Raw genomic sequence first — 24,758 nt, 5'->3', positions numbered from 1 at the left:
GTTACTCGCGGCAATCAATGGATTGCAGGAGACAGGACATGAGTGCAGTGATCGACGACCACGCCCAGGGCCATGACCATGCTCACGGCCCGGCCAAGGGCTTGATGCGCTGGGTGCTGACCACCAACCACAAGGACATCGGCACGATGTACCTGTGGTTCGCCTTCACCATGTTCCTGCTTGGCGGTTCCTTCGCCATGGTGATCCGCGCCGAGCTGTTCCAGCCTGGGCTGCAGATCGTGGAACCGGCGTTCTTCAACCAGATGACCACCATGCACGGTTTGATCATGGTGTTCGGCGCCGTGATGCCGGCCTTCGTCGGCCTGGCCAACTGGATGATCCCGCTGATGATCGGCGCGCCGGACATGGCCCTGCCACGGATGAACAACTTCAGCTTCTGGCTGCTGCCGGCGGCCTTCCTGTTGCTGGTCTCGACCTTGTTCAGCCCCGGCGGCGGGCCGAACTTCGGCTGGACGTTCTATGCGCCGCTGTCGACCACGTATGCACCGGCCAGCGTGACCTTCTTTATATTCGCCATCCACCTGATGGGTATCAGCTCGATCATGGGCGCCATCAACGTGATCGCTACCGTGCTCAACCTTCGCGCACCCGGCATGACCTTGATGAAGATGCCGCTGTTCGTCTGGACCTGGCTGATCACCGCGTTCCTGCTGATCGCGGTGATGCCAGTGCTGGCCGGCGTGGTGACCATGATGCTGATGGACATCCATTTCGGCACCAGCTTCTTCAGTGCGGCCGGGGGCGGTGACCCGGTGCTGTTCCAGCACGTGTTCTGGTTCTTCGGCCACCCCGAGGTGTACATCATGATCCTGCCGGCGTTCGGTGCGGTCAGTTCGATCATCCCGGCGTTTTCGCGCAAACCACTGTTCGGCTACACCTCGATGGTCTATGCCACCGGCGCCATCGCCTTCCTGTCGTTCATCGTCTGGGCCCACCATATGTTCGTGGTCGGCATCCCGGTGGTGGGCGAGCTGTTCTTCATGTACGCCACCATGCTGATCGCCGTGCCCACGGGGGTGAAGGTGTTCAACTGGGTCAGCACCATGTGGCAGGGGGCGCTGACCTTCGAAGCGCCAATGCTGTTCGCCATCGCCTTCGTCATCCTGTTCACCATCGGTGGGTTCTCCGGCCTGATGCTGGCCATCGCCCCGGCGGACTTCCAGTACCACGACACCTATTTCGTGGTCGCCCACTTCCACTATGTGCTGGTGCCGGGGGCGATCTTCGGTATTTTCGCCTCGGCCTACTACTGGCTGCCGAAATGGACCGGGCACATGTACGACGAAACCCTGGCCAGGCTGCATTTCTGGCTGTCGTTCATCGGCATGAACCTGGCTTTCTTCCCCATGCACTTCGTTGGGCTGGCCGGCATGCCGCGGCGCATACCGGACTACAACCTGCAGTTCGCCGACTTCAACATGGTGTCGTCGATCGGTGCCTTCATGTTCGGCGCTACGCAGATCTTCTTCCTGTTCATCGTCATCAAGTGCATCCGTGGCGGCGCGCCGGCACCGGCCAAGCCCTGGGATGGCGCCGACGGGCTGGAATGGTCGGTGCCATCGCCGGCGCCTTACCACACCTTCCAGACTCCGCCGGAAGTGAAATAGGGCCGGGCTATGAACAGCCTCTCGCTCAAGCGCCTGGTCAGCCGCCTGTTGATGCTGACGGTGGTGATGTTCGCCTTCGGCTTCGCCCTGGTGCCGATCTACGACGTGATGTGCAGGGCGTTCGGCATCAACGGCAAGACCGGCGGGCAGTACGAGGGCAGCCAGGTCAGCGACCCGACGCGCACGGTGCGGGTGCAGTTCATGTCGACCAACGCCAGCGACATGGTCTGGGAGTTTCACTCCACGGCCGATCAGTTGGAAGTCAACCCCGGGGCGGTGAACCAGATGGTCTTCGTGGCCCGCAACCCGACCGATAAGCCCATGAGCGCCCAGGCGATTCCCAGCATCACCCCGGCCGAGGCCGCGGCGTACTTTCACAAGACCGAGTGCTTCTGCTTCACCCAGCAGGTGCTGCAGCCTGGCGAACGCATCGAGATGCCGGTGCGGTTCATCGTCGACCGCGACCTACCGGCCAACGTGAAGCACCTGACACTGGCCTACACCTTGTTCGACATCACCGCTCGCCACCCGCCGGTCGCCCGTATCGCGGCCCAGGACGACCAGGGCGCCCGTTAAGGGAAGGAGAACAGCAATGGCAAGTCACGAGCACTACTACGTCCCGGCGCAGAGCAAGTGGCCGATCATCGCGACGATCGGCATGTTCATCACGGTGTTCGGCCTGGCTACCTGGTTCAACGACCTCAAGGCCGGTCACCCCGAGTCCCATGGGCCGCTGATCTTCTTCATCGGCGCGCTGTTCCTGGCCTACATGCTGTTCGGCTGGTTCGGCGCGGTGGTCAAGGAAAGCCGTGCGGGGCTGTACAGCGCGCAGATGGATCGCTCGTTCCGCTGGGGCATGAGCTGGTTCATCTTCTCCGAGGTGATGTTCTTCCTGGCGTTCTTCGGTGCGCTGTTCTACGTGCGGGTGCTGGCTGGGCCCTGGTTGGGTGGCGAGGGGCACAAAGGCATCGCCCATATGCTCTGGCCGACGTTCGAGTTCGCTTGGCCACTGCTGCATACACCGGACCCGAAGCTGTTCCCGCCACCGAAGGAAATCATCGACCCGTGGCACCTGCCGCTGATCAATACCATCCTGCTGGTCAGTTCCAGCGTGACGGTGACCATCGCCCACCATGCGCTGCGCAAGAACCATCGCGGCACGCTGAAACTCTGGCTCGGGCTGACCATTCTGCTGGGCCTGTCGTTCCTGGCGTTGCAGGCCTACGAGTACCACGAGGCGTATACCAAGCTGGGGCTGACCCTGGGGTCGGGGATCTATGGCGCGACCTTCTTCATGCTCACCGGATTCCACGGGGCTCACGTGACCTTGGGCACCCTGATTCTGATCGTGATGTTCGTGCGGGTTTTGCGCGGGCACTTCGACCCCGACAAGCACTTCGGTTTCGAAGCGGCCAGCTGGTATTGGCACTTCGTGGATGTGGTGTGGGTGGGGCTGTTCATCTTTGTGTATGTGCTCTGATATCGGATTTGGGGCCGCTGCGCGCCCCATCGCGGCACAAGGCCGCTCCTACAAAAGGGGGCGGTGTAGGGATTAGAAGGGGGCGTGGGACACCAGCTGGCCGCTGATCAGGCCCCAGGCCACCAGGGCGATGGTGAGCGTGGCAAGGGCCACCCGTACGGTCAGGGCCTTGAGCAGGCGGGTCGAGTGGTCGTCGTCCTTGACCAGGAACACCAGGCCGCTGAACAGGCTGGCGATGGTAGCCAACAGCATCAGGACAATCGCGGCCTTGAGCATGGCGAAACTCCGGGGGGATGCAATGATGAACATCAGTATAGCGATCGGCCTGACGAGGCTGTGGTGAGGCCGTTTCGCCCAGGCTGGGTACCGACCCTGGTGGTGCTCGCGCTACTGCCAGGGCTGATTGCGCTCGGCTGTTGGCAACTGGGGCGAGCTGACGAGAAGCGGGCGCTGCTGGCCATCCATGCCGAGCGCCGAGTCGAAGCGCCGTTGGCCAGCGGGCAGCTGGCGCAGGTGCCTGACCCGGCTTACCGCCGCGTGCACCTGTACGGACGTTTCGACGGCGAGCACAGCCTGCTGCTGGACAACCGCATGCGCGATGGCCGGGCAGGCGTCGAGTTGCTGCAGCCTTTCCATGACCAGGCGTCCGGCGTGTGGCTACTGGTCAACCGCGGTTGGCTGCCTTGGCCAGATCGCCGTGAGCCCGTGCGCTTCGACACCCCCAATCAGGCGCTGGCCCTCGAAGCCTCGGTCTACGTCGCGCCCGGCGCGGCCTTCCAGCTGCACCCCGATCCGGTGGGCGGCCAGTGGCCGCACCTGCTGACCGCCATCGACCCGGCCCAACTGTGGCAACAACTGGGCCGTGAAGGTTTCGCCCATGAACTGCGCCTGGAGCCGGGCCCGGCCAGCTATCGGCTGGACTGGCCGGTGGTCGCCATGGGCCCGGAAAAACACCTGGGCTACGCCGTGCAGTGGTTTGCCCTGGCCACGGCACTGGTGCTGCTCTTCCTTTATTTCGGCTGGCGTGACAAGAAAAAGGAGAACGACCATGGGCGCCGCAACGAGTCCACTGGACATGCCTGAACGCGACAAACCCCGTGCACGCGGGCGTTTGCAGCTGATCCTGATCCTGCTGGTGGTGCTGGGGCCGATGATCCTCGCCACCAGCATGTACAAGCTCAAGTTCTGGGTGCCGGACGGCCGCAGCTACCACGGCCAGATGATCGGCAACGGCCAGGGCCGGAGCGATATCGGCATCGATGCCCAGGAGACGCGCTGGCAGTTGCTGGTCAGCGCGCCGTCGGCCTGCGCCGCGGATTGCCAGCAACTGGTGTACCTGGCGCGGCAGATCCAGATCGGCCTGGGCCGAGATGCCGCCCGTGCCAGCCATGCACTGGCCACGGCGCAACCGTTAGCGGCCGACTACCAGGCCTTGCTGGGCCGCGAATACCCGCAGTTGCAGCGCTATTCCTTGGATACCCAGCGCTACGGCCAGAACGTCAGTGAGCCGGGCCCGCAGCTGTGGATCGTCGACCCCCACGGCAACCTGGTGCTGCGCTACGACGCCAAGGTTAACGGCAAGCATGTGCTGGACGATCTGCGCCATCTGCTCAAGCTGTCCAACATCGGCTAGGAGGCCACCCATGGCCAGACCCGGATACCGTCTCGCTGTATTCGCCACCCTGCTGGCACTGCTGGTCGTCCTGCTCGGCGCCTACACCCGGCTCACCCATGCCGGCCTCGGCTGCCCGGACTGGCCGGGCTGCTACGGTTTCATCGGCGTGCCCAAGACCGAAGCGCAGCTCGCCCATGCCGAGCTGCGCTTCCCGGACCATCCGGTGGAACAGGCCAAGGGCTGGGCGGAGATGGTCCATCGCTATTTCGCCGGTACCTTGGCGACGGTGATCGCGCTGCTGGCGTTCCAGGCAGTGCGCCGCCATGCCCGTGATGGCCAGCCGTATCGCCTGCCGCTGCTGTTGCTTGGCGTGGTGCTCGCCCAGGCAGCGTTCGGCATGTGGACAGTCACGCTCAAGCTCTGGCCCCAGGTGGTCACGGCCCATCTGCTGGGCGGCTTCACCACCCTGAGCTTGTTGTTCCTGTTGTCGCTGCGTCTGTCCCGGGCCTTTGCGCCGTTGCCCAAGCTGCCCTTGAGCCTGCGCCGAATCGCGGCGCTGGCCCTGCTGGTGGTCATCGGGCAGATCGCCCTGGGGGGCTGGGTCAGCGCCAATTACGCGGCGGTCGCCTGTATCGACCTGCCCACCTGCCATGGTCAGTGGTGGCCGGCGGCGGATTTCAGCAATGGTTTCCACCTGACCCAGCACGTAGGGCCCAACTACCTGGGCGGGCAATTGGACAGCGATGCGCGCACGGCCATCCACATCAGCCACCGCCTCGGTGCCCTGATGGTGGTCGCGGTGTTGTTGCTGCTCAGCTGGAAACTGCATCGCAACGGCCTCACCGCGCTGGCGCGCCTGGTGTTGCTGGCGTTGGCGGTGCAGGTGGGCCTGGGCATCAGTAACGTGCTGCTGCACCTGCCCCTGGGCGTTGCGGTGGCGCACAACGCCGGTGGCGCCCTGCTGTTGCTGTGCATGGTGCTGGTCAACTACCGCATCCGCGTGGTCGATAAGGTCCGCGTGGGCCATGGCTGGCGTCTGACGCCGGTGGCGGGCGTGGCGATCACTCCCCAGATGAGGCATGAGTCGTGGCGACGCTTCTAGATCAAGGCAGGCGACAAGCCAGCTGGCGCGACTACCTGGAGCTGACCAAGCCGAAGGTGGTGGTGCTGATGCTGATCACGTCCCTGGTGGGCATGTTCCTCGCCACCCGTGCCGGCGTGCCCTGGACCGTGCTGGTATTCGGCAACCTCGGTATCGCGTTGTGCGCAGGGGGTGCGGCGGCGGTCAACCACGTGGTGGACCGGCGCATCGATGCGTTGATGGCCCGTACCCACAAACGCCCCCTGGCCGAGGGCCGGGTTGCGCCCATGCCGGCGCTGGCGTTCGCCCTGGCCTTGGCGCTGCTGGGCATGGCCGTGCTGTTGGTCTTCACCAATGCCCTGACCGCCTGGCTGACGCTGGGCTCTCTGGTCGGCTATGCAGTGATCTACACGGGCTTTCTGAAGCGGGCCACGCCACAGAACATCGTGATCGGCGGCCTGGCGGGCGCGATGCCGCCCTTGCTGGGCTGGGTGGCGGTGAGCGGGCACGTCAGCGCCGAACCGCTGCTGTTGGTGTTGATCATCTTCGCCTGGACGCCACCGCACTTCTGGGCCTTGGCCATCCACCGCAAGGAGGAGTACGCCAAGGCGGACATCCCCATGCTGCCGGTGACCCATGGCGAACGCTATACCAAGCTGCACATCCTGCTCTATGCCTTCGTGCTGCTGGCGGCGAGCTTGCTGCCGTTCGTCATCCACATGAGTGGCCTGCTGTACCTGGCCTGTGCCCTGGCGCTTGGCCTGCGCTTTGTCCGTTGGGCCTGGGTGTTGTACCGTGGCACCCAGCCGCACGCCGCGATCGGCACCTTCAAGTACTCCATCGTGTACCTGTTCCTGCTGTTCATCGCGCTGCTTCTGGACCACTACCTGTTGCCGAGCCTATGACCCGAACCCAGAAAACCGTCTTCATCCTCGTCGCCGTGGTCGCCCTGATCCTGGGCCTGACCGTGAACAAGGTGCTCAACGACCGCGGCCAGGCCAACCCTGCCGACCTCATCGATGCCGGCATCATCCTACTGCCCCAGAGCCGCAGCGTGCCGGATGTGAAGATGACCGACCAGGACGGCCAGCCGGTGGCGCTGGATGAACTCAAGGGCAAGTGGTCGCTGCTGTTCTTCGGCTACACCTACTGCCCGGACATCTGCCCGACCACCCTGGCCCAGCTGCGCCAGGTCAAGAGCGAGCTGCCCAAGGAGGCGCTGGAGCGCCTGCGGGTGGTGCTGGTGAGCGTCGACCCGAACCGGGACACGCCGAACCAGCTCAAGCAGTACCTGGGCTACTTCGACAAGGATTTCGTCGGGGTGACCGGCTCGATCGAGGATACCCAGGCCCTGGCCAATGCCTTGAGCATTCCGTTCATCCCCGCCGACACCAGCAAACCTGGATATACCGTGGACCACAGCGGCAACCTGGCGATCGTCGGCCCGGATGGGCGCCAACGCGGCTTCATTCGCGCGCCGTTGAACAACCAGAAGCTGGTGGCGCAGCTGCCGGGGCTGGTCAAGCGGGATTGAGACCGTTGGGCCTGCTGCGCAGGCCATCGCGGCACAAGGCCGCTCCTACAGGTCATGCACCGTCTCTGTAGGAGCGGCCTTGTGCCGCGAAAGGGCCGCAAGGCGGCCCCGAAATTCTTAATGGAATAGATAAGAAATTTCGTACGTCTCGTGAGAGGCGGCCGACTTACATCGCGTGGAAAAAGCCTTATCAAGAACGTCTGGGCATGACTCCGGATACGATTCTCTTTGAGGCAATATAAATGAAAAGGCTTATCCACTGCGGCGAGCTGCGGCCCGAAAAACATAGTCTGGCTAACATCGAAAACCCTTTTTTTGCGGTGTCGGAAGTACGAGGGTCTTTATTCTATCCGTCGTCGCTCTCTGGGTTGATCGATCTTATTCATGCGTGCGGTTCGTCCGAGCCTGAATGCCAATTACCTAGCCATATGGAGCGTATCCTCGAAAAGGTCAAAAGTGGACAGTGGGTGTTGGTGACCGATGAGCCATTTAGCCCGCTCAGTCGGAATCGAGACCATAAGTGTTGGCATCTTAAATTTCGGCTACATCAATACTATATGGGAAGCGGCGCACGCTATGAAAAATCAAACGACGAATTCACTGCGGCGGCTCCAGCCCATACTGCTCTGATTGCTCCGAAGTATGGGCCAGGCAAATGGGTGAAGCGCAATATCAGGTATCATAAGTCCGTTAATGCGCTGCATATATTGATTAATCGATCTAGAAGCATTGCAAATGAAGGGCAATGGATTCTTTCGGATCCTGCGGATCTCGCAAATACCACACGAACATTTACCCATGAATGGGTAAGGCTCGAAGCACATGAGCGTTCCTATGCTGCAAACTCAGCAGAACACTGGTATGGCTCGGTACGCCACAGCAAACAAACCTTTCTCCAAGCACAAGATCATTGGGCCATTACCGGCAGCTCTTGGCATTGGGAGCCTGCGATTCAAGACATTATCTATGAGCGTTGCGGTGACAGGAAATGAACCAGGAGCAGAAAGCGAAGCTCACCTGGCGACTATGGGGTGGGCTCGATGCATTTCATATAGTTTCGTACATTGTGTACAGCGTGAGCCGCGGAAGACTTCCATTTTTTACAGACATACGTTTGGCGCTCGAGACACTGGAAGTCTATGGGGAAGGCGCCAGAGTATTCATGGCCACCAGCGCAGTGCTCGAATTATCCATTTTCCTGAGTTGCTACCTTTTCGTCACTCAGCGGCGAGCAGCGAGATGGCTAGGATTCATGCAGACACCGTTCAGGCTGTTGTTGATGGTTCCATCTGTTTCGCTCCTTCCAGGCGTCCTGGGACTGTTTCCCGGCAATAGTGCAGTCTTCGCGATCATGCTGGTTATTGTGTCCGAAGTGCTGAAATGTTGGAGCCTTTGGCGGTTTTCAGGCTCGCGTATGCGCCATTGAACAATCAGATGCGGGTGGCGCAGTTGCCGGGATTGAGACCCAAAGCATCGCGGGACAGCGCCAACCTGTAGGAGCGGCCTTGTGCCGCGAAAGGGCCGCAAGGCGGCCCCTCTGGAGACAGGCTTAGAACGCCGGAATCACAGCGCCTTTGTATTTCTCGGTGATGAACTGCTTCACTTCCGGCGAATGCAGGGCATCGGCCAGTTTCTTCATGGCGGCGGAGTCCTTGTTGTCCGGGCGGGCCACCAGGATGTTCACGTACGGCGAGTCGCTGCCTTCGATGACCAGGGCGTCTTTTTCCGGATTCAGCTTGGCTTCCAGCGCATAGTTGGTGTTGATCAGCGCCAGGTCTACCTGGGTCAGCACACGCGGAATGGTGGCCGCTTCCAGCTCACGGAATTTCAGGTTCTTGTCGTTGCCGGTGATGTCTTTCACGGTCGACAGGATGTTCTTGTTGTCCTTGAGCTTGATCACGCCGGCCTTGTCCAGCAACAGCAGGGCGCGACCGCCATTTGTGGCGTCGTTGGGGATGACCACGGTGGCGCCGGACGGCAGTTCGTCGAGCTTCTTGATCTTGCTGGAGTAGGCGCCCAGCGGCTCCAAGTGCACGCCGGTGACGCTGACCAGCTCGGTGCCCTTGGCCTTGTTGAACTCATCCAGGTACGGCTGGTGCTGGAAGAAGTTGGCGTCCAGGCGTTTTTCCGCAACCTGCACGTTGGGCTGGATGTAGTCGGTGAATTCCTTGACCTTCAGTTCCACGCCTTCCTTGGCCAGTTGCGGCTTCACGAAGTTGAGGATCTCGGCGTGGGGCACCGGGGTGGCGGCGACGGTCAGGGGCTCGGCGTTGGCCGAGAAGGCCGCGACAGCGGCGACAACAGCAAGCAGCTTCTTCATTGATCACTCCTTGTGAGGGCCGCGACGGCCCCCGAACGGGTCGGCCAGGCCGACCCCATTGGGGTTACTTACGGGAAAAATGCACCACCAGTTTGTCGCCGACGCTCTGCAGAACTTGAACCAGAATCAGCAGCAGCACCACGGTGACCACCATCACGTCGGTCTGGAAACGCTGGTAGCCGAAGCGGATTGCCAGGTCGCCCAGGCCGCCGGCACCGACCACACCGGCCATGGCGGTGTAGGACACCAAGGTGATGGCGGTGACCGTGATGGCCGCGAAAATGCCCGGTCGGGCTTCTGGCAGCAGAGCACTCATGATGATCTGGCGAGTGGTGGCACCCATCGACTGGGTGGCCTCGATGATGCCGCGGTCCACTTCACGCAGGGCGGTTTCCACCAAGCGCGCGAAGAATGGCGTGGCCCCCACCACCAACGGCGGGATGGCACCGGCGACACCCAGCGAGGTGCCGGTGATCAGCACGGTGATCGGGATCATGACGATCAGCAGGATGATGAACGGCAGCGAGCGCAGGATGTTCACCACCAGCGACAGCAGCGCGTACACGCCCTTCTGCTCGAACATCTGCCGCGGGCCGCAGAGGAACAGCAGCACGCCCAGGGGCAGGCCCAGCAGCACGGTGAAGAACAGCGAGCCGAACAGCATGATCATGGTGTCGATGGTGGCCAGCCAGATTTCGGCCCAGTCGACGTTGGCGAAGAAATTCAGGGCGTCCATCAACGCAGTACCTCCATATGAACATCAGCTGCCTTGAAGCGCGCGAACGCCGCTTCCATGTCGCCGCCGGTGACGGCGAGCGTGAGCTGCCCATAGGGGACGTCCTTGATGCGGTCGATACGCCCGGCCAGGATGCTGTAGTCCACACCCGTTTCGCGGGCCACAGTGCCCAGCAGCGGCGCATAGGTGGCGTCGCCCTGGAAGGTCAGGCGCACGATGCGGCCCGGTACATGGGCGAAGTCGTCGCGCTGCTCGCTCTCGTCGATCTGTTCGTCTTCCTGGACGAAACGCTTGGTGGTCGGGTGCTGCGGGTGCAGGAACACATCGGCCACCGGGCCTTGCTCGACGATCTGCCCGGCATCCATCACCGCCACGCGGTCGCAGACCCGGCGGATCACATCCATCTCATGGGTGATCAGCACGATGGTCAGCTTCAGCTCGCGATTGATCTCGGCCAGCAGTTGCAGGACCTGCCCGGTCGTCTGCGGGTCGAGGGCGCTGGTGGCCTCGTCGCACAGCAGGATCTTGGGGTTGGTGGACAGCGCGCGGGCGATGCCGACGCGTTGCTTCTGGCCGCCAGAAAGTTGGGCCGGGTACTTTTTCGCGTGGTCCGAAAGGCCCACGCGGGCCAGCAGCTCGACCACGCGCTTGTCGATCTCGGCGCGCGACAGCTCGCCAGCCAGGGTCAGCGGTAGGGCCACGTTGTCGGCCACGGTCTTGGAAGCCAGCAGGTTGAAGTGCTGGAAGATCATCCCGACCTGCTGGCGGAAGCGGCGCAGCTGATTGGAATCGAAGGCGGTGACGTCCTCGCCGTCGACGATGATCTTGCCGCCGCTGGGTGCTTCCAGGCGGTTGATCAGACGCAGCAAGGTGCTCTTGCCGGCGCCGGAGTGCCCGATCAGGCCGAACACTTGGCCATTTTCAATGGTCAGGCTGGTCGGATTGAGGGCGGGAATATCCCTACCGCCGACGCGGTAGGTCTTGTGGACATTTTGAAACTCGATCACTGAGCGAACCTTGTGGGGCGCATGGAATTTGGGTCAGCGGTTAGCCGGGCCGCGCATTTTAGCCTGTTCCCATAGTTGTTCTTAGCATTTATTTCGACTTCAACCAATCCGTTGGGCATAACGCGACAACCGGTAATCCGATTGAACGCTCATCAACCGCTTCCAGTCACTACTTGAACGAGCCCGAATGGGCCGCCTGAAGACTGCTGAGGAGAGCCGATATGTCCAGCAAGACCCCGGATTCGCCCAAGGAAAGCCAGCTCGCGGGCACCCACACCCCCGATCGCGTCAATACCAATGCCAAGTTGCAAAGCCTGGAAGATGTACGCCGCGACGCCACTGGCCAGGCCTTGCGCACCAACCAGGGGGTGAAGATCGCCGACAACCAGAACACTCTGAAAGCCGGCGCGCGCGGGCCTTCGCTGCTCGAAGACTTCATCATGCGCGAGAAGATCACCCACTTCGACCATGAGCGCATTCCCGAGCGCATCGTCCATGCCCGCGGGACCGGCGCTCACGGCTACTTCCAGAGCTATGGCTGCCATGCCGAACTGACCAAGGCCGGCTTCCTGCAGGACCCCGAGAAGATCACCCCGGTCTTCGTGCGCTTCTCCACCGTACAGGGGCCGCGCGGCTCGGGCGATACGGTGCGCGACGTGCGCGGGTTCGCGGTGAAGTTCTACACCGACGAGGGTAATTTCGACTTGGTGGGCAACAACATGCCGGTGTTCTTCATCCAGGACGCGATCAAGTTTCCCGATTTCGTCCATGCGGTGAAGCCCGAGCCGCACAATGAGGTCCCTACCGGCGCTTCGGCTCATGACACCTTCTGGGATTTCGTCTCGCTGGTGCCGGAATCGGCGCACATGGTCATGTGGGCGATGTCCGACCGCGCCATTCCGCGTAGTCTGCGGATGATGGAAGGCTTTGGCGTGCACACCTTCCGTCTGGTCAATGCCCAGGGTGTGGCGACCTTCGTCAAGTTCCACTGGAAGCCGCGCCAGGGCGTGCATTCGGTGCTCTGGGACGAAGCCCAGAAGCTTGGTGGCAAGGACCCCGACTTCCACCGCCGCGACCTGTGGGAAGCCATCGAGACGGGTGACTACCCAGAATGGGAACTGGGCGTGCAGATCGTCCCAGAAGCGGACGAGCACGCATTCGACTTCGACCTGCTCGACCCGACCAAGATCATCCCCGAGGAACTGGTGCCGGTAACACCACTGGGCAAGATGGTGCTCAACCGTAACCCGGACAACTTCTTTGCCGAGGTCGAACAGGTTGCGTTCTGCCCGGGCCACATCGTGCCGGGCATCGACTTCACCAACGACCCGCTGCTGCAGGGCCGGTTGTTCTCCTACACCGACACCCAGCTCAGCCGCCTTGGTGGGCCGAACTTCCACGAAATCCCGATCAACCGGCCGATCGTGCCGAACCACAGCGGCCAGCGCGATGCCATGCATCGCATGACCATCGACAAGGGCCGCACCTCCTACGAGCCCAACTCCATCGATGGCGGTTGGCCCAAGGAAACGCCACCGGCAGCACAAGATGGCGGTTTCGAGAGCTACCAGGAGCGCATCGATGCGCACAAGATTCGCCAGCGCAGCGACTCGTTCAGTGACCATTTCTCCCAGGCGCGGCTGTTTTTCCAGAGCATGAGCCCTACCGAGCAGCAGCACATCATCAAGGCCTACAGCTTCGAATTGGGCAAGGTGGAGCGCGAGGCCATCCGCGCCCGGGAAGTCAACGAGATCCTGGCCAATATCGACCTGAAGCTTGCTGCGGCGGTGGCGGCCAACCTGGGCTTGCCCGCGCCCACGGCCGGTACCGTGCAGGTCAAAGGGGCGACGCCGGCACAATCGCCCGCCCTGAGTCAGATGAACCACCCTGGCAGCGTCGGTATCAAGGGGCGCAAGATCGCCCTACTGGTGGCCGATGGTGTCGATGGTGCCCAGGTCGATCGGCTGGTCAAGGCATTCGAGGCCGAGAGTGCACGCATCCTGGTATTGGGGCCGACCTCGGCATCGGTCACTACCGCCCAGGGCCAGGCGTTGCCGGTGGATGCGTCGATGGAAGGCATGCCGTCGGTGATGGTGGACGGCCTGTGGGTGCCGGCTGGCAAGGCGGCGCTTGAGGCGTTGGGCAAGAGCGGCCTGGCCAAGCATTACCTGCTCGAGGCCTACAAGCACCTCAAGCCCATGGGGTTGGCCAGTGACGGCAAGGGGCTGCTGGACGCGCTGGGGCTCAAGGAGGATGCCGGCCTGCTGCTGGGCGATGACCAGGCGGCGGTGGATGCCTTCGTGAAGGCGTTGGAGCAGCACCGGGTGTGGGCGCGGGAGGCGATGGCCGAGGCGATCCCCGCGTAAAGGTCAGGGCAACCCGCTTTCCATAGGCGATCACCCAGCCCTTGTGGGAGCGGCGGTCCGACTTGCCCCGCGATCAAGGGCGAAGCCCTTGCCATACACCGTGATGGCAGGACTGCCCCAATCGCGGGACAAGCCCGCTCCCACCAGGCCTGTGCTGTCTTCAGAGATACCGCCGTACCTGTGGGAGCTGGCTTGCCAGCGATAGGACCGGGGCAAGCAACTCAAGACAGTTGGCTCCCACAAGGCGCCCCTGGCTTGCTCAGGAGCGATGTGGAACCAGCACCACCTGCGCCGGTAGCGCACGCTGGATTTCATGCCGCTGCTCGAGCTCGAACCCGCTGTCGAGCTTGTGCACCCGCTTGTGCAGCAAGGTCTTGAGCCACGGCGCGTCGTCCTTGCGCGGTACCTGGAACACCACCTCGCACTGGTAATTCACCACGTCGGCGGCGATGTCATCCAGCTGGCGGCGCATGGCACGGATATCGGTGGTCTTCAAGGCCACCACGGTGCTGGGCGCGCTCGGGTCGAGCACGCGGGCCTTGGGCTTGGCCTCGGCTGCCTTCAGCGCAGCTTCGGCTTTTTCCAGCTCGGCCCTGCGCGCCTGGGCCACGGCATCGCCACCGGTGACCGCCGGGGCCTGGGGCATCAGCGCACGTGCGCGGGCCAGGGCGGTGGCGGCGGCATTGACGTCGCCTTTCTGCAGCACGATCTGGCTGCGTTGTAGGTAGGCCTCGGCCAGTTGGCGCTGGTAAGGCTCCAGGCGCGCATCATCCGGCGACTCGGCCTGCAGGGCGGCCAATTGGTCTTCGGCGGTGGCCAGCTCGTTGCTGGTGATGCTCTGTTGCAACGCCTGCCAGGCATCGACCTGGGCCGGTGCGGCCGGTTCGGTCGGGGTGCTGGAACAGGCCGCCAGGAACAGGGAAAACGCGGCAACAAGCAGAAAACGGGAGGCGAACGGCTTCATTCCTGCGACTCTCTATTTGCGCAAAAAGCGAGCAAGTCTACACCCAGGTGCGCACGCTCGAAAATAAGTCTTACAGACCTTTTACCTAGGAAAAGGTTGCAGGGTACATCCGCATGCACCCTGAAATTTTCAGCGTTTGGGCAACGCCAGGCTCAGCAAGAATAGCACTGCGGCGCAGACCACGATCGACGGGCCGGCCGGGGTGTCCTTGAACCAGGACATGGCCAGGCCGCCGCAGACCGCGACGACGCCCAGCAGGCTGGCCCCCAGGGCCATCTGTTCGGGTGAGCGGGCGTGACGTTGTGCCGCGGCGGCTGGGATGATCAGCAGCGAGGTGATCAGCAGCACGCCGACGATCTTCATGGCCACGGCGATCACCACGGCGATCAGCAGCATCAGCGCCAGGCGCAGGCCGGTCACCGGCAGGCCCTCGACCATCGCCAGTTCCTCGTGCACGGTCACCGCCAGCAACGGCCGCCACAGGGCGGCGAGCAGCAGCAGGACCAAGGCACTACCGCCCAGGATCCAGGCCAGGTCCGTGGGGCTGATGGCGAGCAGGTCGCCGAACAGGTAGGCCATCAGGTCTATGCGGACATCGCGCATGAAGCTCAGGGCCACCAGGCCCAGCGACAGGGTACTGGGCGCGAGGATGCCGAGCAGGGTATCTGAGGCCAAGGGCTGGCGTTGCTGCAGGGTGACCAGGAGGATGGCCAACAGCAGGCAGCCGACGGTGACTGCCAGGGCCGGGCTGATGTCCAGCGCCAGGCCCAGGGCCACGCCGAGCAGCGCGGCGTGGGACAGGGTATCGCCGAAATAGGCCATGCGCCGCCACACCACGAACGAGCCCAGGGGGCCAGCCACCAGCGCCAGGGCCAGGCCCGCAAGCAAGGCGTAGAGAAGAAAATCAGCCATGCTTGCAGTGCTCTCCGTGAACATGGGCGCCAGGGGCGATCACCGCGCCGTGCAGGTCGTGGCGGTGATCGTGGTGATGGTGGTAGACGGCCAGGCTCGGGGCATTCTGGCCGAACAGCTCGACGAAGGCCGGGTCGCCGCTGACCTGCTCCGGGTGGCCCGAACAGCACACATGGCGGTTCAGGCAGACCACCTGGTCGGTGGTGCTCATCACCAAGTGCAGGTCATGGGACACCATCAGCACGCCGCAGCCATGGCGATCGCGCAGGCGGGTGATCAGGCTGTACAGTTCGGCCTGGCCGGCGACATCGACGCCCTGCACGGGTTCGTCGAGCACCAGCAGCTCCGGTTCGCGCAGCAATGCACGGGCCAGCAGCACGCGCTGCATCTCGCCGCCGGAGATGGTCTGGATGGGGCTGTCGATGACGTGTTCGGCGCCCACTTCCTGCAACGCGGCCAGCGCCGCGGCGCGGTCGACGCCCGGTACCAGGCGCAGGAAGCGCAGCACGGACAGCGGCAGGGTGGCATCCACCTGGATTTTCTGCGGCATGTAGCCGATGCGCAGCCGGGGCTTGCGCCAGACCTTGCCACGGTGCGGCTTGAGCAGGCCGAGCACGGCGCGCACCAGGGTAGTCTTGCCGGCGCCGTTGGGGCCGATCAGGGTCACGATCTGGCGCGGGGCGACCGAGAGGTCGATGCTGTCGAGCACCGCCTCGCCGGCGAAGGTGACTCCGACCTGCTCGAGGCGGATCAGCGCATCGCTCATGCCTGCCCCCGGCAGTTGCCACATAGGCCGACCACCTCGACGGTTTGCGTCTCGACGGTGAAGCCTACGCCCTTGGCGCTGTTGACGATGGCGTCGCTGATGCTGTCCTGCTCCAGCTCGATGGCTACGTGGCAGTGGCGGCAGATCAGGAACTGGCCCTGATGCGCGTGCTCGGGGTGGCTGCAGCCGATGAAGGCATTGAGCGAGGCGATGCGGTGTACCAGGCCGTTCTCCAGCAGGAAGTCCAGGGCGCGGTACACGGTCGGCGGCGCGGCGCGACGGCCGTCCTGCTCGCTCAATACCGCGAGGATGTCGTAGGCGCCCAGCGGCTTATGGCTCTGCCAGACCAGCTCCAGCACACGCCGACGCAAGGCGGTCAGGCGCAGCCCCTGGCGGTTGCACAGGGTGTCGGCTTCGGCCAGCGCACTGTGGACGCAGTGGGAATGATCGTGGGGACGGTTGGCCAGCGGCGTGATGGACATGGGCAGCGACGGTTCTGGATGGAGACGTTATTATGTTACTCCTTTCTGGCCCGCCGAGTATTCATCGTGTCCCGATTGCTAGCTCTTTTTGTCGCTTTCATCGCCTTCTCGGCCCATGCCGATGTGCGCGTCCTGACCAGCATCAAGCCCTTGCAGCAGATCGCCGCGGCGGTCCAGGACGGGATGGGCAGCCCGGAAGTCCTGCTGCCGCCTGGTGCCTCGCCGCATCACTATGCCTTGCGTCCTTCTGACGTGCGACGGGTGGCCGATGCCGACCTGCTGTACTGGATCGGCCCGGACATGGAAGGCTTCCTGCCCCGCGTGCTCAAGGGCCGCAGCAAGCCGAGCGTGGCGGTGCAGTCGCTCGAGGGCATGCACTTGCGACACTTCGGCGAAAGCGGTGAGGCCCATGAGGAAGACCATGATGACCACGACCATGACCATCGCCCTGGCAGCCTCGATGCACACCTGTGGTTGTCATCGGCCAATGCGCGGGTAATCGCGGCCAAAATGGCCAGCGACATGGCTGCCGCCGACCCGGCCAATGCCGCCCGCTACCAGGCCAACCTCAAGGCCTTCGTCGCGCGCCTGGGCGCCCTCGACCAGCGTCTGCAGGCCCGCGTTGCAGGTATCAAGGGCAAACCCTACTTCGTGTTCCACGAGGCGTTCGACTACTTCGAGGCGGCCTATGGCCTCAAGCATGCCGGGGTGTTCAGCGTGGCCTCGGAAGTGCAGCCGGGCGCGCAACATGTCGCGGCCATGCGCAAACGTCTGCAGGAAGTGGGCAAGACCTGTGTGTTCAGCGAGCCGCCACTGCGTCCGCGTCTGGCCGAAACGCTGACCGCCGGCTTGCCGGTGCGGTTGGCCGAGCTCGATGCCCTGGGCGGGAACGACCCTGCGGATGCCAAGGGGTATGAACGGTTGCTGGAAAAGCTGGGCAATGACCTGGCGGGGTGCCTGGAACAGCTTTGAAGCGGTGGTGTCGCCGCTGACACTATCGCGGGACAAGCCAGCTCCCACAGAGGCTCGGCAGACCACCCGGCCCTTCAGGCTGCGCTGTCGCGCAGAGAACAAGCGGCTAGCGCCGCCCCCCTGTGGGAGCGGGCTTGCCCGCGATCAAGGGCGAAGCCCTTGCCAGGCGACGGTGATATCGGGCCCGGCCTGATTGCGGGGCTGCCTCGGTTACAAGGCGAACGGCAGGTTCAGCGCCACCTGCTGGCGCTGCGCCAGACGCACCTCGAACTCGCTCGGGTCATGAATCATCACGTCCATCCCGGCGAATGCCTGGGCCGCGATCAACCGCGACAACCAGAACCGTACGCAACCTACGCGCAGCATGACCGGCCATAGCTCGGCCTCGGCAGCGGTGAACGGGCGCAGCGCCGCATAGGCCGCCAGCAGCGCCTGGGCGCGGGGCACGTCGATGCCGCCGGCCTCGTCCAGGCACCAGTCGTTCACGGTGATGGCAATGTCATACAGCATCGGGCCCGAACAGGCGTTGTAGAAGTCGATCAGGCCCGTCAGGTGTGTGCCTTCGAACATCACGTTGTCGCGGAACAGGTCGGCGTGCAGGTTGGCCCGTGGCAACGCCAGGATCTGCGCCTTGTGCGCGGTGATTTCATCCAGTGCTGGGGTCAACAGTGCCGCCTGCTCCTGGCTCAGGCCTGGAAGCAACTGCGCACCCGAGGCGAGCATCCAGTCCAGGCCGCGGTCGGTGCGGCGCTCGATGATGCGCTCGCGGGTGGCCAGGTGAATGTGCGCCAGCAACTCACCCACCTGGGCGCAATGCTGGTTGTTCGGTGCCTTGACGTGCTTGCCCGACAACCGCGGCTGCAGCAGTGCAGGTTTGCCGCACAGCTCGCGCAGGCCATGGCCGTTGCGGTCGCGCACGGCGTAGGGCACCGGCATGTCGGCATCGTGCAGCACGTCGAGCAGTTCGATGAAGAACGGCATGTCTTCGGCCGGCCCGCGCTCGATCAGCGTGAGGACGAACTCCCCTTGCTCCAGGCTGACGAAGAAATTGCTGTTCTCGGTACCGGCGGCGATGCCCTGGAAATCGAGCAGGCGGCCCAGCTCGTACGGCGCCAGAAAGGTTTCCAGCTCAGGCCGGGTCACGGGGGTGAAGACTGACATGATGAAAAGAAGCCCATGCGGGCACTCCCACCCGGAAGTGCCTGGTTGATAAGAACGATACGCCTCAGATTACCACTCGAAGATCTTCCAGGACGGAATCAGCATGTCCGGCTGGTCGGAACGAATGAAATTACCTTCGGAGCCATCGGCGCGTACCAGGAAATAAGGCTTGCCGTGCTTGGGCGTCACCTTGATCGCATACAGGAAGCCGTTCTGCCGGTACTCCTGGATGGTTTTGTCGCCTTCCGTGCGAATGGTCACATCGGGATCAGCCGATGGGGCGTCTTCCGCCGCCAGGGTGACGACTGGCATGGTGGCCAACAGACCGAGCAGTAACAGGCGATTGAGTGTACGCATGATAACCTTGTCCCTTTGTCGTCAATTGTTCCCGCTATTCTAGCGCCGGACCTGCCGAAAAGGTTGATTCTCCTCATGAGCCAAGCGCCCCTCGTCCTGGTGGACGGTTCCTCCTACCTCTACCGCGCCTTCCACGCGCTGCCGCCGCTGACCACGTCCAAGGGCATGCCCACCGGTGCGGTCAAGGGCGTGCTGAACATGCTCAAGAGCCTGCGCAAGCAGTACCCGGACAGCCTGTTCGCGGTGGTCTTCGACGCCAAGGGTGGCACCTTCCGCGACGCCATGTTCGCCGAATACAAGGCCAACCGCCCCAGCATGCCCGACGACCTGCGGGTGCAGATCGAGCCGTTGCACGCCAGCGTCAAGGCACTGGGCTACCCGTTGCTGTGCGTCGAAGGGGTCGAGGCCGACGACGTCATCGGTACCCTGGCGCGCAGCAGCGCGGCCCTGGGTCGGCCGGTGATCATTTCCACCGGCGACAAGGACATGGCGCAACTGGTGGACGGGCACATTACCCTGGTCAACACCATGACCGGTAGCGTGCTCGACGTGGCTGGCGTGCACGAGAAATTTGGCGTCGGCCCGGAACACATCATCGACTTCCTGGCCCTGATGGGCGACAAGGTCGACAACATTCCCGGTGTGCCCGGCGTTGGCGAGAAGACCGCGGTCGGCCTGTTGACCGGTATCGGCGGCGGCCTGAGCGAGCTGTACGCCAACCTGGACAAGGTGCCGGCCCTGCCGATTCGCGGCGCCAAGGGCCTGCCGGCCAAGCTCGAGGAGCACCGTGACGCGGCGTTCCTGTCCTATGAGTTGGCGACCATCAAGGTCGACGTGCCGTTGGAGATCGAGGTCGAGGCGCTGGTATGCGGCGAACCTGACCGCGAGGCCTTGCTGGCGCTGTACACCGAGATGGAGTTCAAGAGCTGGATCGCCGAGGTGCAGCGCGACGCCGCCCAGGCGGGCGAAGCCATTGCTCCGCTGGAAGCGCCGCAAGCCAAGCTCGAACCGAAGTACGAGACGATCCTCGACCAGGCGCGCTTCGAGGCCTGGCTGGCCAAGTTGCGCCAGGCGCCGCTGTTCGCCTTCGACACCGAAACCACCAGCCTGGATGCCCAACAGGCGAAGCTGGTGGGCCTGTCGTTCGCGGTCGAGCCCCACGAAGCCGCCTACGTGCCGTTGGCCCATGACTATGAAGGCGCGCCTGCCCAGCTGGACCGCGACAGCGTGCTGCTGGCGCTCAAGCCGCTGCTGGAAGACCCTGCCAAAGGCAAGATCGGCCAGAACGCCAAGTACGACATCAACATCCTGGCCAACTGCGCCATCGGTGGCGACCCGACCCAGGGCATCCAGATGCGTGGCGTGGCCTACGACACCATGCTCGAATCCTACGTGCTCGACTCCACCGCCACCCGTCACGACATGGACAGCCTGGCGCTCAAATACCTGGACCACAGCACCATCGCCTTCGAGGACATCGCCGGCAAGGGTGCCAAGCAATTGACCTTCAACCAGATCCCGTTGGACAAGGCCGGCCCCTATGCTGCCGAGGACGCCGACATCACCCTGCGCCTGCACCATGCCCTGCAGGCACGCCTGGCCAAGACGCCCAGCGTGCAGCCGGTGCTGATGGACATCGAGATGCCGCTGGTGCCGGTGCTGGCGAAGATCGAGCGCCAGGGCGCACTGGTCGATGCCGCGCTGCTCAAGGTGCAAAGCGCCGAGCTGGGCGTGAAGATGGCAGAACTCGAGCGTACGGCCTTCGCCCTGGCGGGCGAGGAATTCAACCTGGGGTCGCCCAAGCAGCTTGGCGTGATCCTCTACGACAAGCTAGGCATGCCGGTGCTGAGCAAGACCGCCAAGGGCCAGCCTTCCACCGCCGAAGCCGTGCTCGCGGAGCTGGCCGAACAGGACTACCCGCTGCCGACGGTGCTGATGGAGTACCGCTCGCTGAGCAAGCTCAAGAGCACCTACACCGACAAGCTGCCGGAACAGATCAACCCACGCACCGGGCGGATCCACACCTCCTACCAACAGGCCGTGGCCGCCACCGGGCGCCTGTCCTCCAGCGACCCGAACCTGCAGAACATCCCGGTGCGCACCGCCGAAGGCCGGCGCATCCGCCAGGCATTCGTCGCCAGTCCTGGCTACAAACTGCTGGCTGCCGACTATTCGCAGATCGAGCTGCGCATCATGGCCCACTTGGCCAAGGACGAAGGCTTGCTGCACGCCTTCCGTAACGACCTGGACGTACACCGCGCCACTGCCGCCGAAGTCTTCGGCGTGCCGCTGGAGCAGGTGACTACCGACCAGCGCCGCAGCGCCAAGGCGATCAACTTCGGGCTGATCTACGGCATGAGTGCCTTCGGCCTGGCCAAGCAGATCGGTGTGGACCGCAAGCAGTCCCAGGACTACATCGATCGCTATTTCGCCCGCTACCCAGGCGTGCTGGCCTACATGGAACGTACCCGTACCCAGGCCGCCGAGCAGGGCTTCGTCGAAACTCTCTTCGGCCGACGCCTGTACCTGCCAGACATCAACGCGAAGAACCCGGCGCTGCGCAAGGGCGCCGAGCGCACGGCGATCAACGCGCCGATGCAGGGCACCGCGGCGGACATCATCAAACGCGCCATGGTGGCGGTGGACAGTTGGCTGACCGACAGCGGCCTGGATGCGCGGGTGATCCTGCAGGTGCACGACGAACTGGTATTGGAGGTGCGCGAGGACCTGGTCGAGCAGGTGAAGGAGCAGATCCGCCCGTACATGAGCAATGCCGCGCAACTGGACGTTCCGTTGCTGGTGGAAGTGGGTGTTGGTTCGAATTGGGACGAAGCTCACTGAATCGGAGCCCGAAGGCAGGGTAGGATCTGCGGCGTGGTGTCGTGGATCCGCTGAAGGCTCAGTGCCAGGGGTTCTCAAGCTTCATGAAACTATCGCAAATAGTTTCCAGGGCTTTGGAACTAAATCGGTGAACCGGGACTCAGAGTAACTGAATGGCTGGTGAAGCCTTTCGATGCTCCTATGTTGTGTTAAGTGTTGGCAGATACCCGGACCCCGCCCTAGCGGTCCGGACTTGAACCCCGAACTTCTCCCTCCCCATACGAAGTCCGGGGTTTTTTTTGCCCGGAATTCGCCCTTTGTAGGAGCGGCCTTGTGCCGCGAAGGGCTGCGCAGCAGCCCCGCTCCATGGAAACGCTAAACTCCTGGGGCCGCTCTACGGCCTGTCGCGGCACAAGGCCGCTCCTATAGACGTTTCAAGCCATGGGCTTGTCTTCCAACTCCATCCACTCGGCCAGCACGCCGTAGGCTTCTTCCAGCCCCAAGCGCTTGGGCGCCGAGAACAGCTGGATGGTAACGCCCTCACCCCAACCCTTGCGGATTTCCGATTGCACCTTGAGCAGCGTGTTCTTGGCTGCGCCGAAGGTGAGCTTGTCGGCCTTGGTCAGCAGGATGTGCATGGGCATGGCGCTGGCTTTGGACCAGTCGAGCATCATCTTGTCGAAATCGGTCATCGGGTGACGCACGTCCATCAGCAGGATCACCCCGCGCAGGCACTCGCGGCTGCCCAGGTAGGCTTCCAGGTGATGCTGCCAGTGCTGCTTGAGCGGGATCGGCACTTTTGCATATCCGTAACCCGGCAGGTCGACCAAACGCCGTTCATCGTCCAGACTGAAGAAATTCAACAACTGAGTGCGACCCGGGGTCTTGGAGGTACGCGCCAGGCTGGCATGGGTCAGGGTGTTGAGGGCGCTGGACTTGCCGGCGTTGGAACGGCCGGCGAAAGCCACCTCGTAACCCTGGTCTTGAGGGCATTGTTCGACCTTGGCGGCGCTAAGGGCGAATTTGGCTTTCTGGCAGAGGCCGAGGATGGGGTTTTTGACTTGCATGGGATATCCGATGTGGGTGTTGCCAAGGCCCGCCAATCAGGCAATGGGCGCGGCAAGCAGTGTCGTTTCCGTTTGGATGGCGGAAGTATATAATGCCCCAGTTTTTGTGTGCGCATTATCCCGGCGTAGGGTGATGTGCATGGGGTGTCGAACAATAGCTCGCGCATTAGAACGCAGCGCGGCCCCCAACCCTGAAAGGTCGTTGCGCATGGCGAAATGGCTGCTTGCTGTCGGTTTGTTCCTGCCGATTTTCAGCGCTCAGGCTACACAGGATCCCGAGGCGTTGTACAACCGCACCTGTGCGGCCTGTCACGCCGGCCAGTTGCCTCAGGCTCCCAAGCTGGGAGACCGGGCAGCATGGGAACCCAGGCTGGCGCAAGGCATGGAGACACTGGTGGCACACGTTACCCAGGGTTTCAAGGCTATGCCGCCGCGTGGATTGTGCATGGATTGCAGTAACGAGGACTACCGTAACCTCATCCTTTGGATGAGCGGCAGTCCCGATACATAACATTTCACCCCTAGCCGTGTTGGATTAGCTGATGAACAAACTATTCGTGAGTCTGCTGTTGACCATGGGTGTCGCAGGTGCGGCCAATGCTGCGCAACCCATCAAAGGCGATGCTGCTGCCGGCCAGGCCAAGACAGCTGTCTGTGGAGCCTGCCACAACCCCGATGGCAACAGCCTGGCGCCGAACTTCCCCAAACTTGCCGGCCAAGGCCAGCGCTACCTCGAAAAACAACTGCACGACATCAAGTCCGGCAAGCGTACCGTGCTGGAAATGACCGGCATGCTGGCCAACTTCAACGACCAGGACCTGGCCGATATCGCCGCCTATTTCTCCAGCCAGAAAGGCAGCGTTGGTGCGGCCGATCCGAACCTGGTCGAGCGTGGCAGAGCGCTGTTCAACGGCGGAGACCTGGAAAAGGGCATGCCGGCTTGCACGGGCTGCCACTCGCCGAACGGTGCTGGCATCGCCCTGGCCGGTTTCCCGCATCTGGGCGGCCAGCATGCCCAGTACGTGGCCAAGCAGCTCACCGACTTCCGTGAAGGCAACCGTACCAACGACGGTGATGCCATGACCATGCGTTCGATCGCAGGCAAGTTGAGCAATAAGGATATCGAGGCGCTGGCCAGCTACATCCAGGGCCTGCACTGAGGCCTTCGGCAGCCTGTAGCGGCCCTATCGCCGGCAAGCCGGCTCCCACAGGGGAGGCAGCGCTAGCCGCTTGTTCTTTGTGCGACAGCGCAGCCCGGGAGGGATGGGTTATCTCCCCCAGGAACCGCGCATGACGTGAGTCGATGCGGTCGAGGTGGGAGCTGGCTTGCCAGCGATAGGGGCATTGCAGGCGGCACATTAACTTTCAGTTAATGTTGTAGGCCAATGATTAAAGGGCGGCCGGACCGCCCTTTTTTCCGTCCGTAGCCGTACACTAGCGAACTCGAGCCCTTCCCGGCCGGTCACAGTACCGGTCGCGTCGAGGCGACC

The 24,758-nt window shown here is 63.2% G+C and carries 26 protein-coding genes; 15 read left to right on the top strand and 11 right to left on the bottom strand.

Annotated features, from left to right (window positions below; translation table 11 throughout):
* Positions 1 to 38 precede the first annotated feature (38 nt).
* The 3 genes from ctaD to ACNFG0_RS11115 are packed head-to-tail and all read left to right on the top strand — an operon-like array spanning position 39 to position 3,108.
* Entirely contained in the window at positions 39 to 1,628 is a 1,590-nt protein-coding gene (gene ctaD / locus ACNFG0_RS11125; protein WP_196145155.1) for a cytochrome c oxidase subunit I, read from the top strand.
* Positions 1,629 to 1,637: 9 nt separating this feature from the next.
* Positions 1,638 to 2,204 (top strand): cytochrome c oxidase assembly protein, encoded by a 567-nt coding sequence (locus tag ACNFG0_RS11120; protein WP_196145154.1) that lies wholly within the window; start codon positions 1,638 to 1,640, stop codon positions 2,202 to 2,204.
* Between the two features lie 16 nt (positions 2,205 to 2,220).
* Positions 2,221 to 3,108, top strand: coding sequence for a cytochrome c oxidase subunit 3 (locus tag ACNFG0_RS11115; RefSeq protein ID WP_196145153.1), 888 nt, complete (start codon positions 2,221 to 2,223; stop codon positions 3,106 to 3,108).
* A gap of 72 nt (positions 3,109 to 3,180) precedes the next feature.
* Here the strand turns inward: ACNFG0_RS11115 and ACNFG0_RS11110 are convergent, their stop codons facing one another.
* The gene (locus ACNFG0_RS11110; RefSeq protein ID WP_196145152.1) at positions 3,181 to 3,384 is read right to left on the bottom strand and encodes a twin transmembrane helix small protein; all 204 of its coding nucleotides are present in this window, start codon (positions 3,382 to 3,384) and stop codon (positions 3,181 to 3,183) included.
* A gap of 63 nt (positions 3,385 to 3,447) precedes the next feature.
* On the opposite strand from ACNFG0_RS11110, the gene ACNFG0_RS11105 reads away from it, so the two are divergent.
* The 7 genes from ACNFG0_RS11105 (at position 3,448) to ACNFG0_RS11075 (ending at position 8,764) form a co-directional block, all read left to right on the top strand.
* Positions 3,448 to 4,191 carry an SURF1 family protein gene (locus tag ACNFG0_RS11105; RefSeq protein WP_416764823.1) on the top strand — a complete coding sequence of 248 codons (744 nt, stop codon included), beginning with the start codon at positions 3,448 to 3,450 and terminating at the stop codon, positions 4,189 to 4,191.
* Complete coding sequence (locus ACNFG0_RS11100; RefSeq protein ID WP_416764822.1) at positions 4,157 to 4,741, top strand: hypothetical protein; 585 nt, start codon at positions 4,157 to 4,159, stop codon at positions 4,739 to 4,741. The genes ACNFG0_RS11105 and ACNFG0_RS11100 overlap by 35 nt, the downstream gene beginning before the upstream one ends.
* Before the next feature lie 10 nt (positions 4,742 to 4,751).
* Positions 4,752 to 5,825, top strand: coding sequence for a COX15/CtaA family protein (locus tag ACNFG0_RS11095; RefSeq protein WP_196145149.1), 1,074 nt, complete (start codon positions 4,752 to 4,754; stop codon positions 5,823 to 5,825).
* On the top strand, positions 5,810 to 6,709 hold the full coding sequence (gene cyoE / locus ACNFG0_RS11090; RefSeq protein WP_196145148.1) for a heme o synthase: 900 nt from the start codon (positions 5,810 to 5,812) through the stop codon (positions 6,707 to 6,709). Before ACNFG0_RS11095 ends, cyoE begins: the two co-directional genes overlap by 16 nt.
* Positions 6,706 to 7,338 carry an SCO family protein gene (locus ACNFG0_RS11085; RefSeq protein WP_196154762.1) on the top strand — a complete coding sequence of 211 codons (633 nt, stop codon included), beginning with the start codon at positions 6,706 to 6,708 and terminating at the stop codon, positions 7,336 to 7,338. Before cyoE ends, ACNFG0_RS11085 begins: the two co-directional genes overlap by 4 nt.
* Before the next feature lie 242 nt (positions 7,339 to 7,580).
* Positions 7,581 to 8,330 carry a hypothetical protein gene (locus ACNFG0_RS11080; protein ID WP_416764820.1) on the top strand — a complete coding sequence of 250 codons (750 nt, stop codon included), beginning with the start codon at positions 7,581 to 7,583 and terminating at the stop codon, positions 8,328 to 8,330.
* Positions 8,327 to 8,764, top strand: a complete 438-nt coding sequence (locus ACNFG0_RS11075; RefSeq protein ID WP_416764819.1) for a hypothetical protein — start codon at positions 8,327 to 8,329, stop codon at positions 8,762 to 8,764. Before ACNFG0_RS11080 ends, ACNFG0_RS11075 begins: the two co-directional genes overlap by 4 nt.
* Before the next feature lie 123 nt (positions 8,765 to 8,887).
* Here the strand turns inward: ACNFG0_RS11075 and ACNFG0_RS11070 are convergent, their stop codons facing one another.
* From ACNFG0_RS11070 to ACNFG0_RS11060, 3 genes are all read right to left on the bottom strand, one after another.
* Complete coding sequence (locus ACNFG0_RS11070; protein WP_196145145.1) at positions 8,888 to 9,658, bottom strand: MetQ/NlpA family ABC transporter substrate-binding protein; 771 nt, start codon at positions 9,656 to 9,658, stop codon at positions 8,888 to 8,890.
* 64 nt (positions 9,659 to 9,722) lie between these two features.
* On the bottom strand, positions 9,723 to 10,394 hold the full coding sequence (locus ACNFG0_RS11065) for a methionine ABC transporter permease (RefSeq protein WP_084855190.1): 672 nt from the start codon (positions 10,392 to 10,394) through the stop codon (positions 9,723 to 9,725).
* Positions 10,394 to 11,401 carry a methionine ABC transporter ATP-binding protein gene (locus ACNFG0_RS11060; RefSeq protein ID WP_196145143.1) on the bottom strand — a complete coding sequence of 336 codons (1,008 nt, stop codon included), beginning with the start codon at positions 11,399 to 11,401 and terminating at the stop codon, positions 10,394 to 10,396. Before ACNFG0_RS11060 ends, ACNFG0_RS11065 begins: the two co-directional genes overlap by 1 nt.
* Before the next feature lie 221 nt (positions 11,402 to 11,622).
* Here ACNFG0_RS11060 and katE point away from each other — a divergent pair, with 221 nt between their 5' ends.
* Positions 11,623 to 13,767, top strand: coding sequence for a catalase HPII (gene katE, locus ACNFG0_RS11055; protein ID WP_416764816.1), 2,145 nt, complete (start codon positions 11,623 to 11,625; stop codon positions 13,765 to 13,767).
* 259 nt (positions 13,768 to 14,026) lie between these two features.
* Here the strand turns inward: katE and ACNFG0_RS11050 are convergent, their stop codons facing one another.
* The 4 genes from ACNFG0_RS11050 to zur form a co-directional block, all read right to left on the bottom strand.
* Positions 14,027 to 14,731: a PA5502 family lipoprotein gene (locus ACNFG0_RS11050; protein WP_196166720.1), complete on the bottom strand. Its 705-nt coding sequence runs from the start codon at positions 14,729 to 14,731 to the stop codon at positions 14,027 to 14,029.
* Between the two features lie 129 nt (positions 14,732 to 14,860).
* Entirely contained in the window at positions 14,861 to 15,643 is a 783-nt protein-coding gene (gene znuB / locus ACNFG0_RS11045) for a zinc ABC transporter permease subunit ZnuB (RefSeq protein WP_084855186.1), read from the bottom strand.
* Positions 15,636 to 16,409: a zinc ABC transporter ATP-binding protein ZnuC gene (gene znuC, locus ACNFG0_RS11040; RefSeq protein ID WP_196145211.1), complete on the bottom strand. Its 774-nt coding sequence runs from the start codon at positions 16,407 to 16,409 to the stop codon at positions 15,636 to 15,638. The genes znuB and znuC overlap by 8 nt, the downstream gene beginning before the upstream one ends.
* Positions 16,406 to 16,891: a zinc uptake transcriptional repressor Zur gene (zur, locus tag ACNFG0_RS11035; protein ID WP_196154766.1), complete on the bottom strand. Its 486-nt coding sequence runs from the start codon at positions 16,889 to 16,891 to the stop codon at positions 16,406 to 16,408. Before zur ends, znuC begins: the two co-directional genes overlap by 4 nt.
* Positions 16,892 to 16,909: 18 nt before the next feature.
* Here zur and ACNFG0_RS11030 point away from each other — a divergent pair, with 18 nt between their 5' ends.
* Positions 16,910 to 17,863 carry a zinc ABC transporter substrate-binding protein gene (locus tag ACNFG0_RS11030; protein WP_416764814.1) on the top strand — a complete coding sequence of 318 codons (954 nt, stop codon included), beginning with the start codon at positions 16,910 to 16,912 and terminating at the stop codon, positions 17,861 to 17,863.
* 210 nt (positions 17,864 to 18,073) lie between these two features.
* Here the strand turns inward: ACNFG0_RS11030 and ACNFG0_RS11025 are convergent, their stop codons facing one another.
* A complete protein-coding gene (locus ACNFG0_RS11025) occupies positions 18,074 to 19,024 on the bottom strand; it encodes a homoserine kinase (protein WP_196145137.1) in 951 nt (316 codons plus the stop codon).
* A gap of 69 nt (positions 19,025 to 19,093) precedes the next feature.
* Complete coding sequence (locus ACNFG0_RS11020) at positions 19,094 to 19,381, bottom strand: DUF2782 domain-containing protein (protein ID WP_043207720.1); 288 nt, start codon at positions 19,379 to 19,381, stop codon at positions 19,094 to 19,096.
* 75 nt (positions 19,382 to 19,456) lie between these two features.
* Here ACNFG0_RS11020 and polA point away from each other — a divergent pair, with 75 nt between their 5' ends.
* A complete protein-coding gene (gene polA / locus ACNFG0_RS11015; RefSeq protein WP_416764812.1) occupies positions 19,457 to 22,222 on the top strand; it encodes a DNA polymerase I in 2,766 nt (921 codons plus the stop codon).
* A 413-nt stretch (positions 22,223 to 22,635) separates the two neighbouring features.
* On the opposite strand, the gene yihA is transcribed toward polA, so the two are convergent.
* On the bottom strand, positions 22,636 to 23,268 hold the full coding sequence (gene yihA, locus ACNFG0_RS11010; protein WP_196145135.1) for a ribosome biogenesis GTP-binding protein YihA/YsxC: 633 nt from the start codon (positions 23,266 to 23,268) through the stop codon (positions 22,636 to 22,638).
* A 208-nt stretch (positions 23,269 to 23,476) separates the two neighbouring features.
* Between yihA and ACNFG0_RS11005 the strand changes: the two genes are divergently transcribed.
* Together ACNFG0_RS11005 and ACNFG0_RS11000 are read left to right on the top strand one after the other, a co-directional pair.
* On the top strand, positions 23,477 to 23,779 hold the full coding sequence (locus ACNFG0_RS11005; RefSeq protein ID WP_196145134.1) for a c-type cytochrome: 303 nt from the start codon (positions 23,477 to 23,479) through the stop codon (positions 23,777 to 23,779).
* Positions 23,780 to 23,810: 31 nt separating this feature from the next.
* Positions 23,811 to 24,428, top strand: a complete 618-nt coding sequence (locus tag ACNFG0_RS11000) for a c-type cytochrome (protein ID WP_196145133.1) — start codon at positions 23,811 to 23,813, stop codon at positions 24,426 to 24,428.
* Positions 24,429 to 24,758: the final 330 nt, after the last annotated feature.

It is taken from the genome of Pseudomonas sp. NY15372 (assembly GCF_048068215.1).
Taxonomy (GTDB): domain Bacteria; phylum Pseudomonadota; class Gammaproteobacteria; order Pseudomonadales; family Pseudomonadaceae; genus Aquipseudomonas; species Aquipseudomonas guariconensis_A.
Note: the sequence above shows the minus strand (reverse complement) of the source record. Positions and strands in the feature narration are given on the sequence as shown.

Coding starts and splice junctions, on each gene's coding strand:
- ACNFG0_RS11020 (WP_043207720.1), bottom strand. CDS start 19,381: ATGCGTACACTCAATCGCCTGTTACTGCTCGGTCTGTTGGCCACCATG.
- katE (WP_416764816.1), top strand. CDS start 11,623: ATGTCCAGCAAGACCCCGGATTCGCCCAAGGAAAGCCAGCTCGCGGGC.
- ACNFG0_RS11030 (WP_416764814.1), top strand. CDS start 16,910: ATGGAGACGTTATTATGTTACTCCTTTCTGGCCCGCCGAGTATTCATC.
- ACNFG0_RS11075 (WP_416764819.1), top strand. CDS start 8,327: ATGAACCAGGAGCAGAAAGCGAAGCTCACCTGGCGACTATGGGGTGGG.
- ACNFG0_RS11095 (WP_196145149.1), top strand. CDS start 4,752: ATGGCCAGACCCGGATACCGTCTCGCTGTATTCGCCACCCTGCTGGCA.
- ACNFG0_RS11050 (WP_196166720.1), bottom strand. CDS start 14,731: ATGAAGCCGTTCGCCTCCCGTTTTCTGCTTGTTGCCGCGTTTTCCCTG.
- ACNFG0_RS11080 (WP_416764820.1), top strand. CDS start 7,581: ATGAAAAGGCTTATCCACTGCGGCGAGCTGCGGCCCGAAAAACATAGT.
- ACNFG0_RS11065 (WP_084855190.1), bottom strand. CDS start 10,394: ATGGACGCCCTGAATTTCTTCGCCAACGTCGACTGGGCCGAAATCTGG.
- ACNFG0_RS11120 (WP_196145154.1), top strand. CDS start 1,638: ATGAACAGCCTCTCGCTCAAGCGCCTGGTCAGCCGCCTGTTGATGCTG.
- zur (WP_196154766.1), bottom strand. CDS start 16,891: ATGTCCATCACGCCGCTGGCCAACCGTCCCCACGATCATTCCCACTGC.
- ACNFG0_RS11000 (WP_196145133.1), top strand. CDS start 23,811: ATGAACAAACTATTCGTGAGTCTGCTGTTGACCATGGGTGTCGCAGGT.
- ACNFG0_RS11100 (WP_416764822.1), top strand. CDS start 4,157: ATGGGCGCCGCAACGAGTCCACTGGACATGCCTGAACGCGACAAACCC.
- yihA (WP_196145135.1), bottom strand. CDS start 23,268: ATGCAAGTCAAAAACCCCATCCTCGGCCTCTGCCAGAAAGCCAAATTC.
- ACNFG0_RS11070 (WP_196145145.1), bottom strand. CDS start 9,658: ATGAAGAAGCTGCTTGCTGTTGTCGCCGCTGTCGCGGCCTTCTCGGCC.
- znuC (WP_196145211.1), bottom strand. CDS start 16,409: ATGAGCGATGCGCTGATCCGCCTCGAGCAGGTCGGAGTCACCTTCGCC.
- polA (WP_416764812.1), top strand. CDS start 19,457: ATGAGCCAAGCGCCCCTCGTCCTGGTGGACGGTTCCTCCTACCTCTAC.
- ctaD (WP_196145155.1), top strand. CDS start 39: ATGAGTGCAGTGATCGACGACCACGCCCAGGGCCATGACCATGCTCAC.
- ACNFG0_RS11025 (WP_196145137.1), bottom strand. CDS start 19,024: ATGTCAGTCTTCACCCCCGTGACCCGGCCTGAGCTGGAAACCTTTCTG.
- znuB (WP_084855186.1), bottom strand. CDS start 15,643: ATGGCTGATTTTCTTCTCTACGCCTTGCTTGCGGGCCTGGCCCTGGCG.
- ACNFG0_RS11115 (WP_196145153.1), top strand. CDS start 2,221: ATGGCAAGTCACGAGCACTACTACGTCCCGGCGCAGAGCAAGTGGCCG.
- ACNFG0_RS11085 (WP_196154762.1), top strand. CDS start 6,706: ATGACCCGAACCCAGAAAACCGTCTTCATCCTCGTCGCCGTGGTCGCC.
- ACNFG0_RS11110 (WP_196145152.1), bottom strand. CDS start 3,384: ATGCTCAAGGCCGCGATTGTCCTGATGCTGTTGGCTACCATCGCCAGC.
- ACNFG0_RS11005 (WP_196145134.1), top strand. CDS start 23,477: ATGGCGAAATGGCTGCTTGCTGTCGGTTTGTTCCTGCCGATTTTCAGC.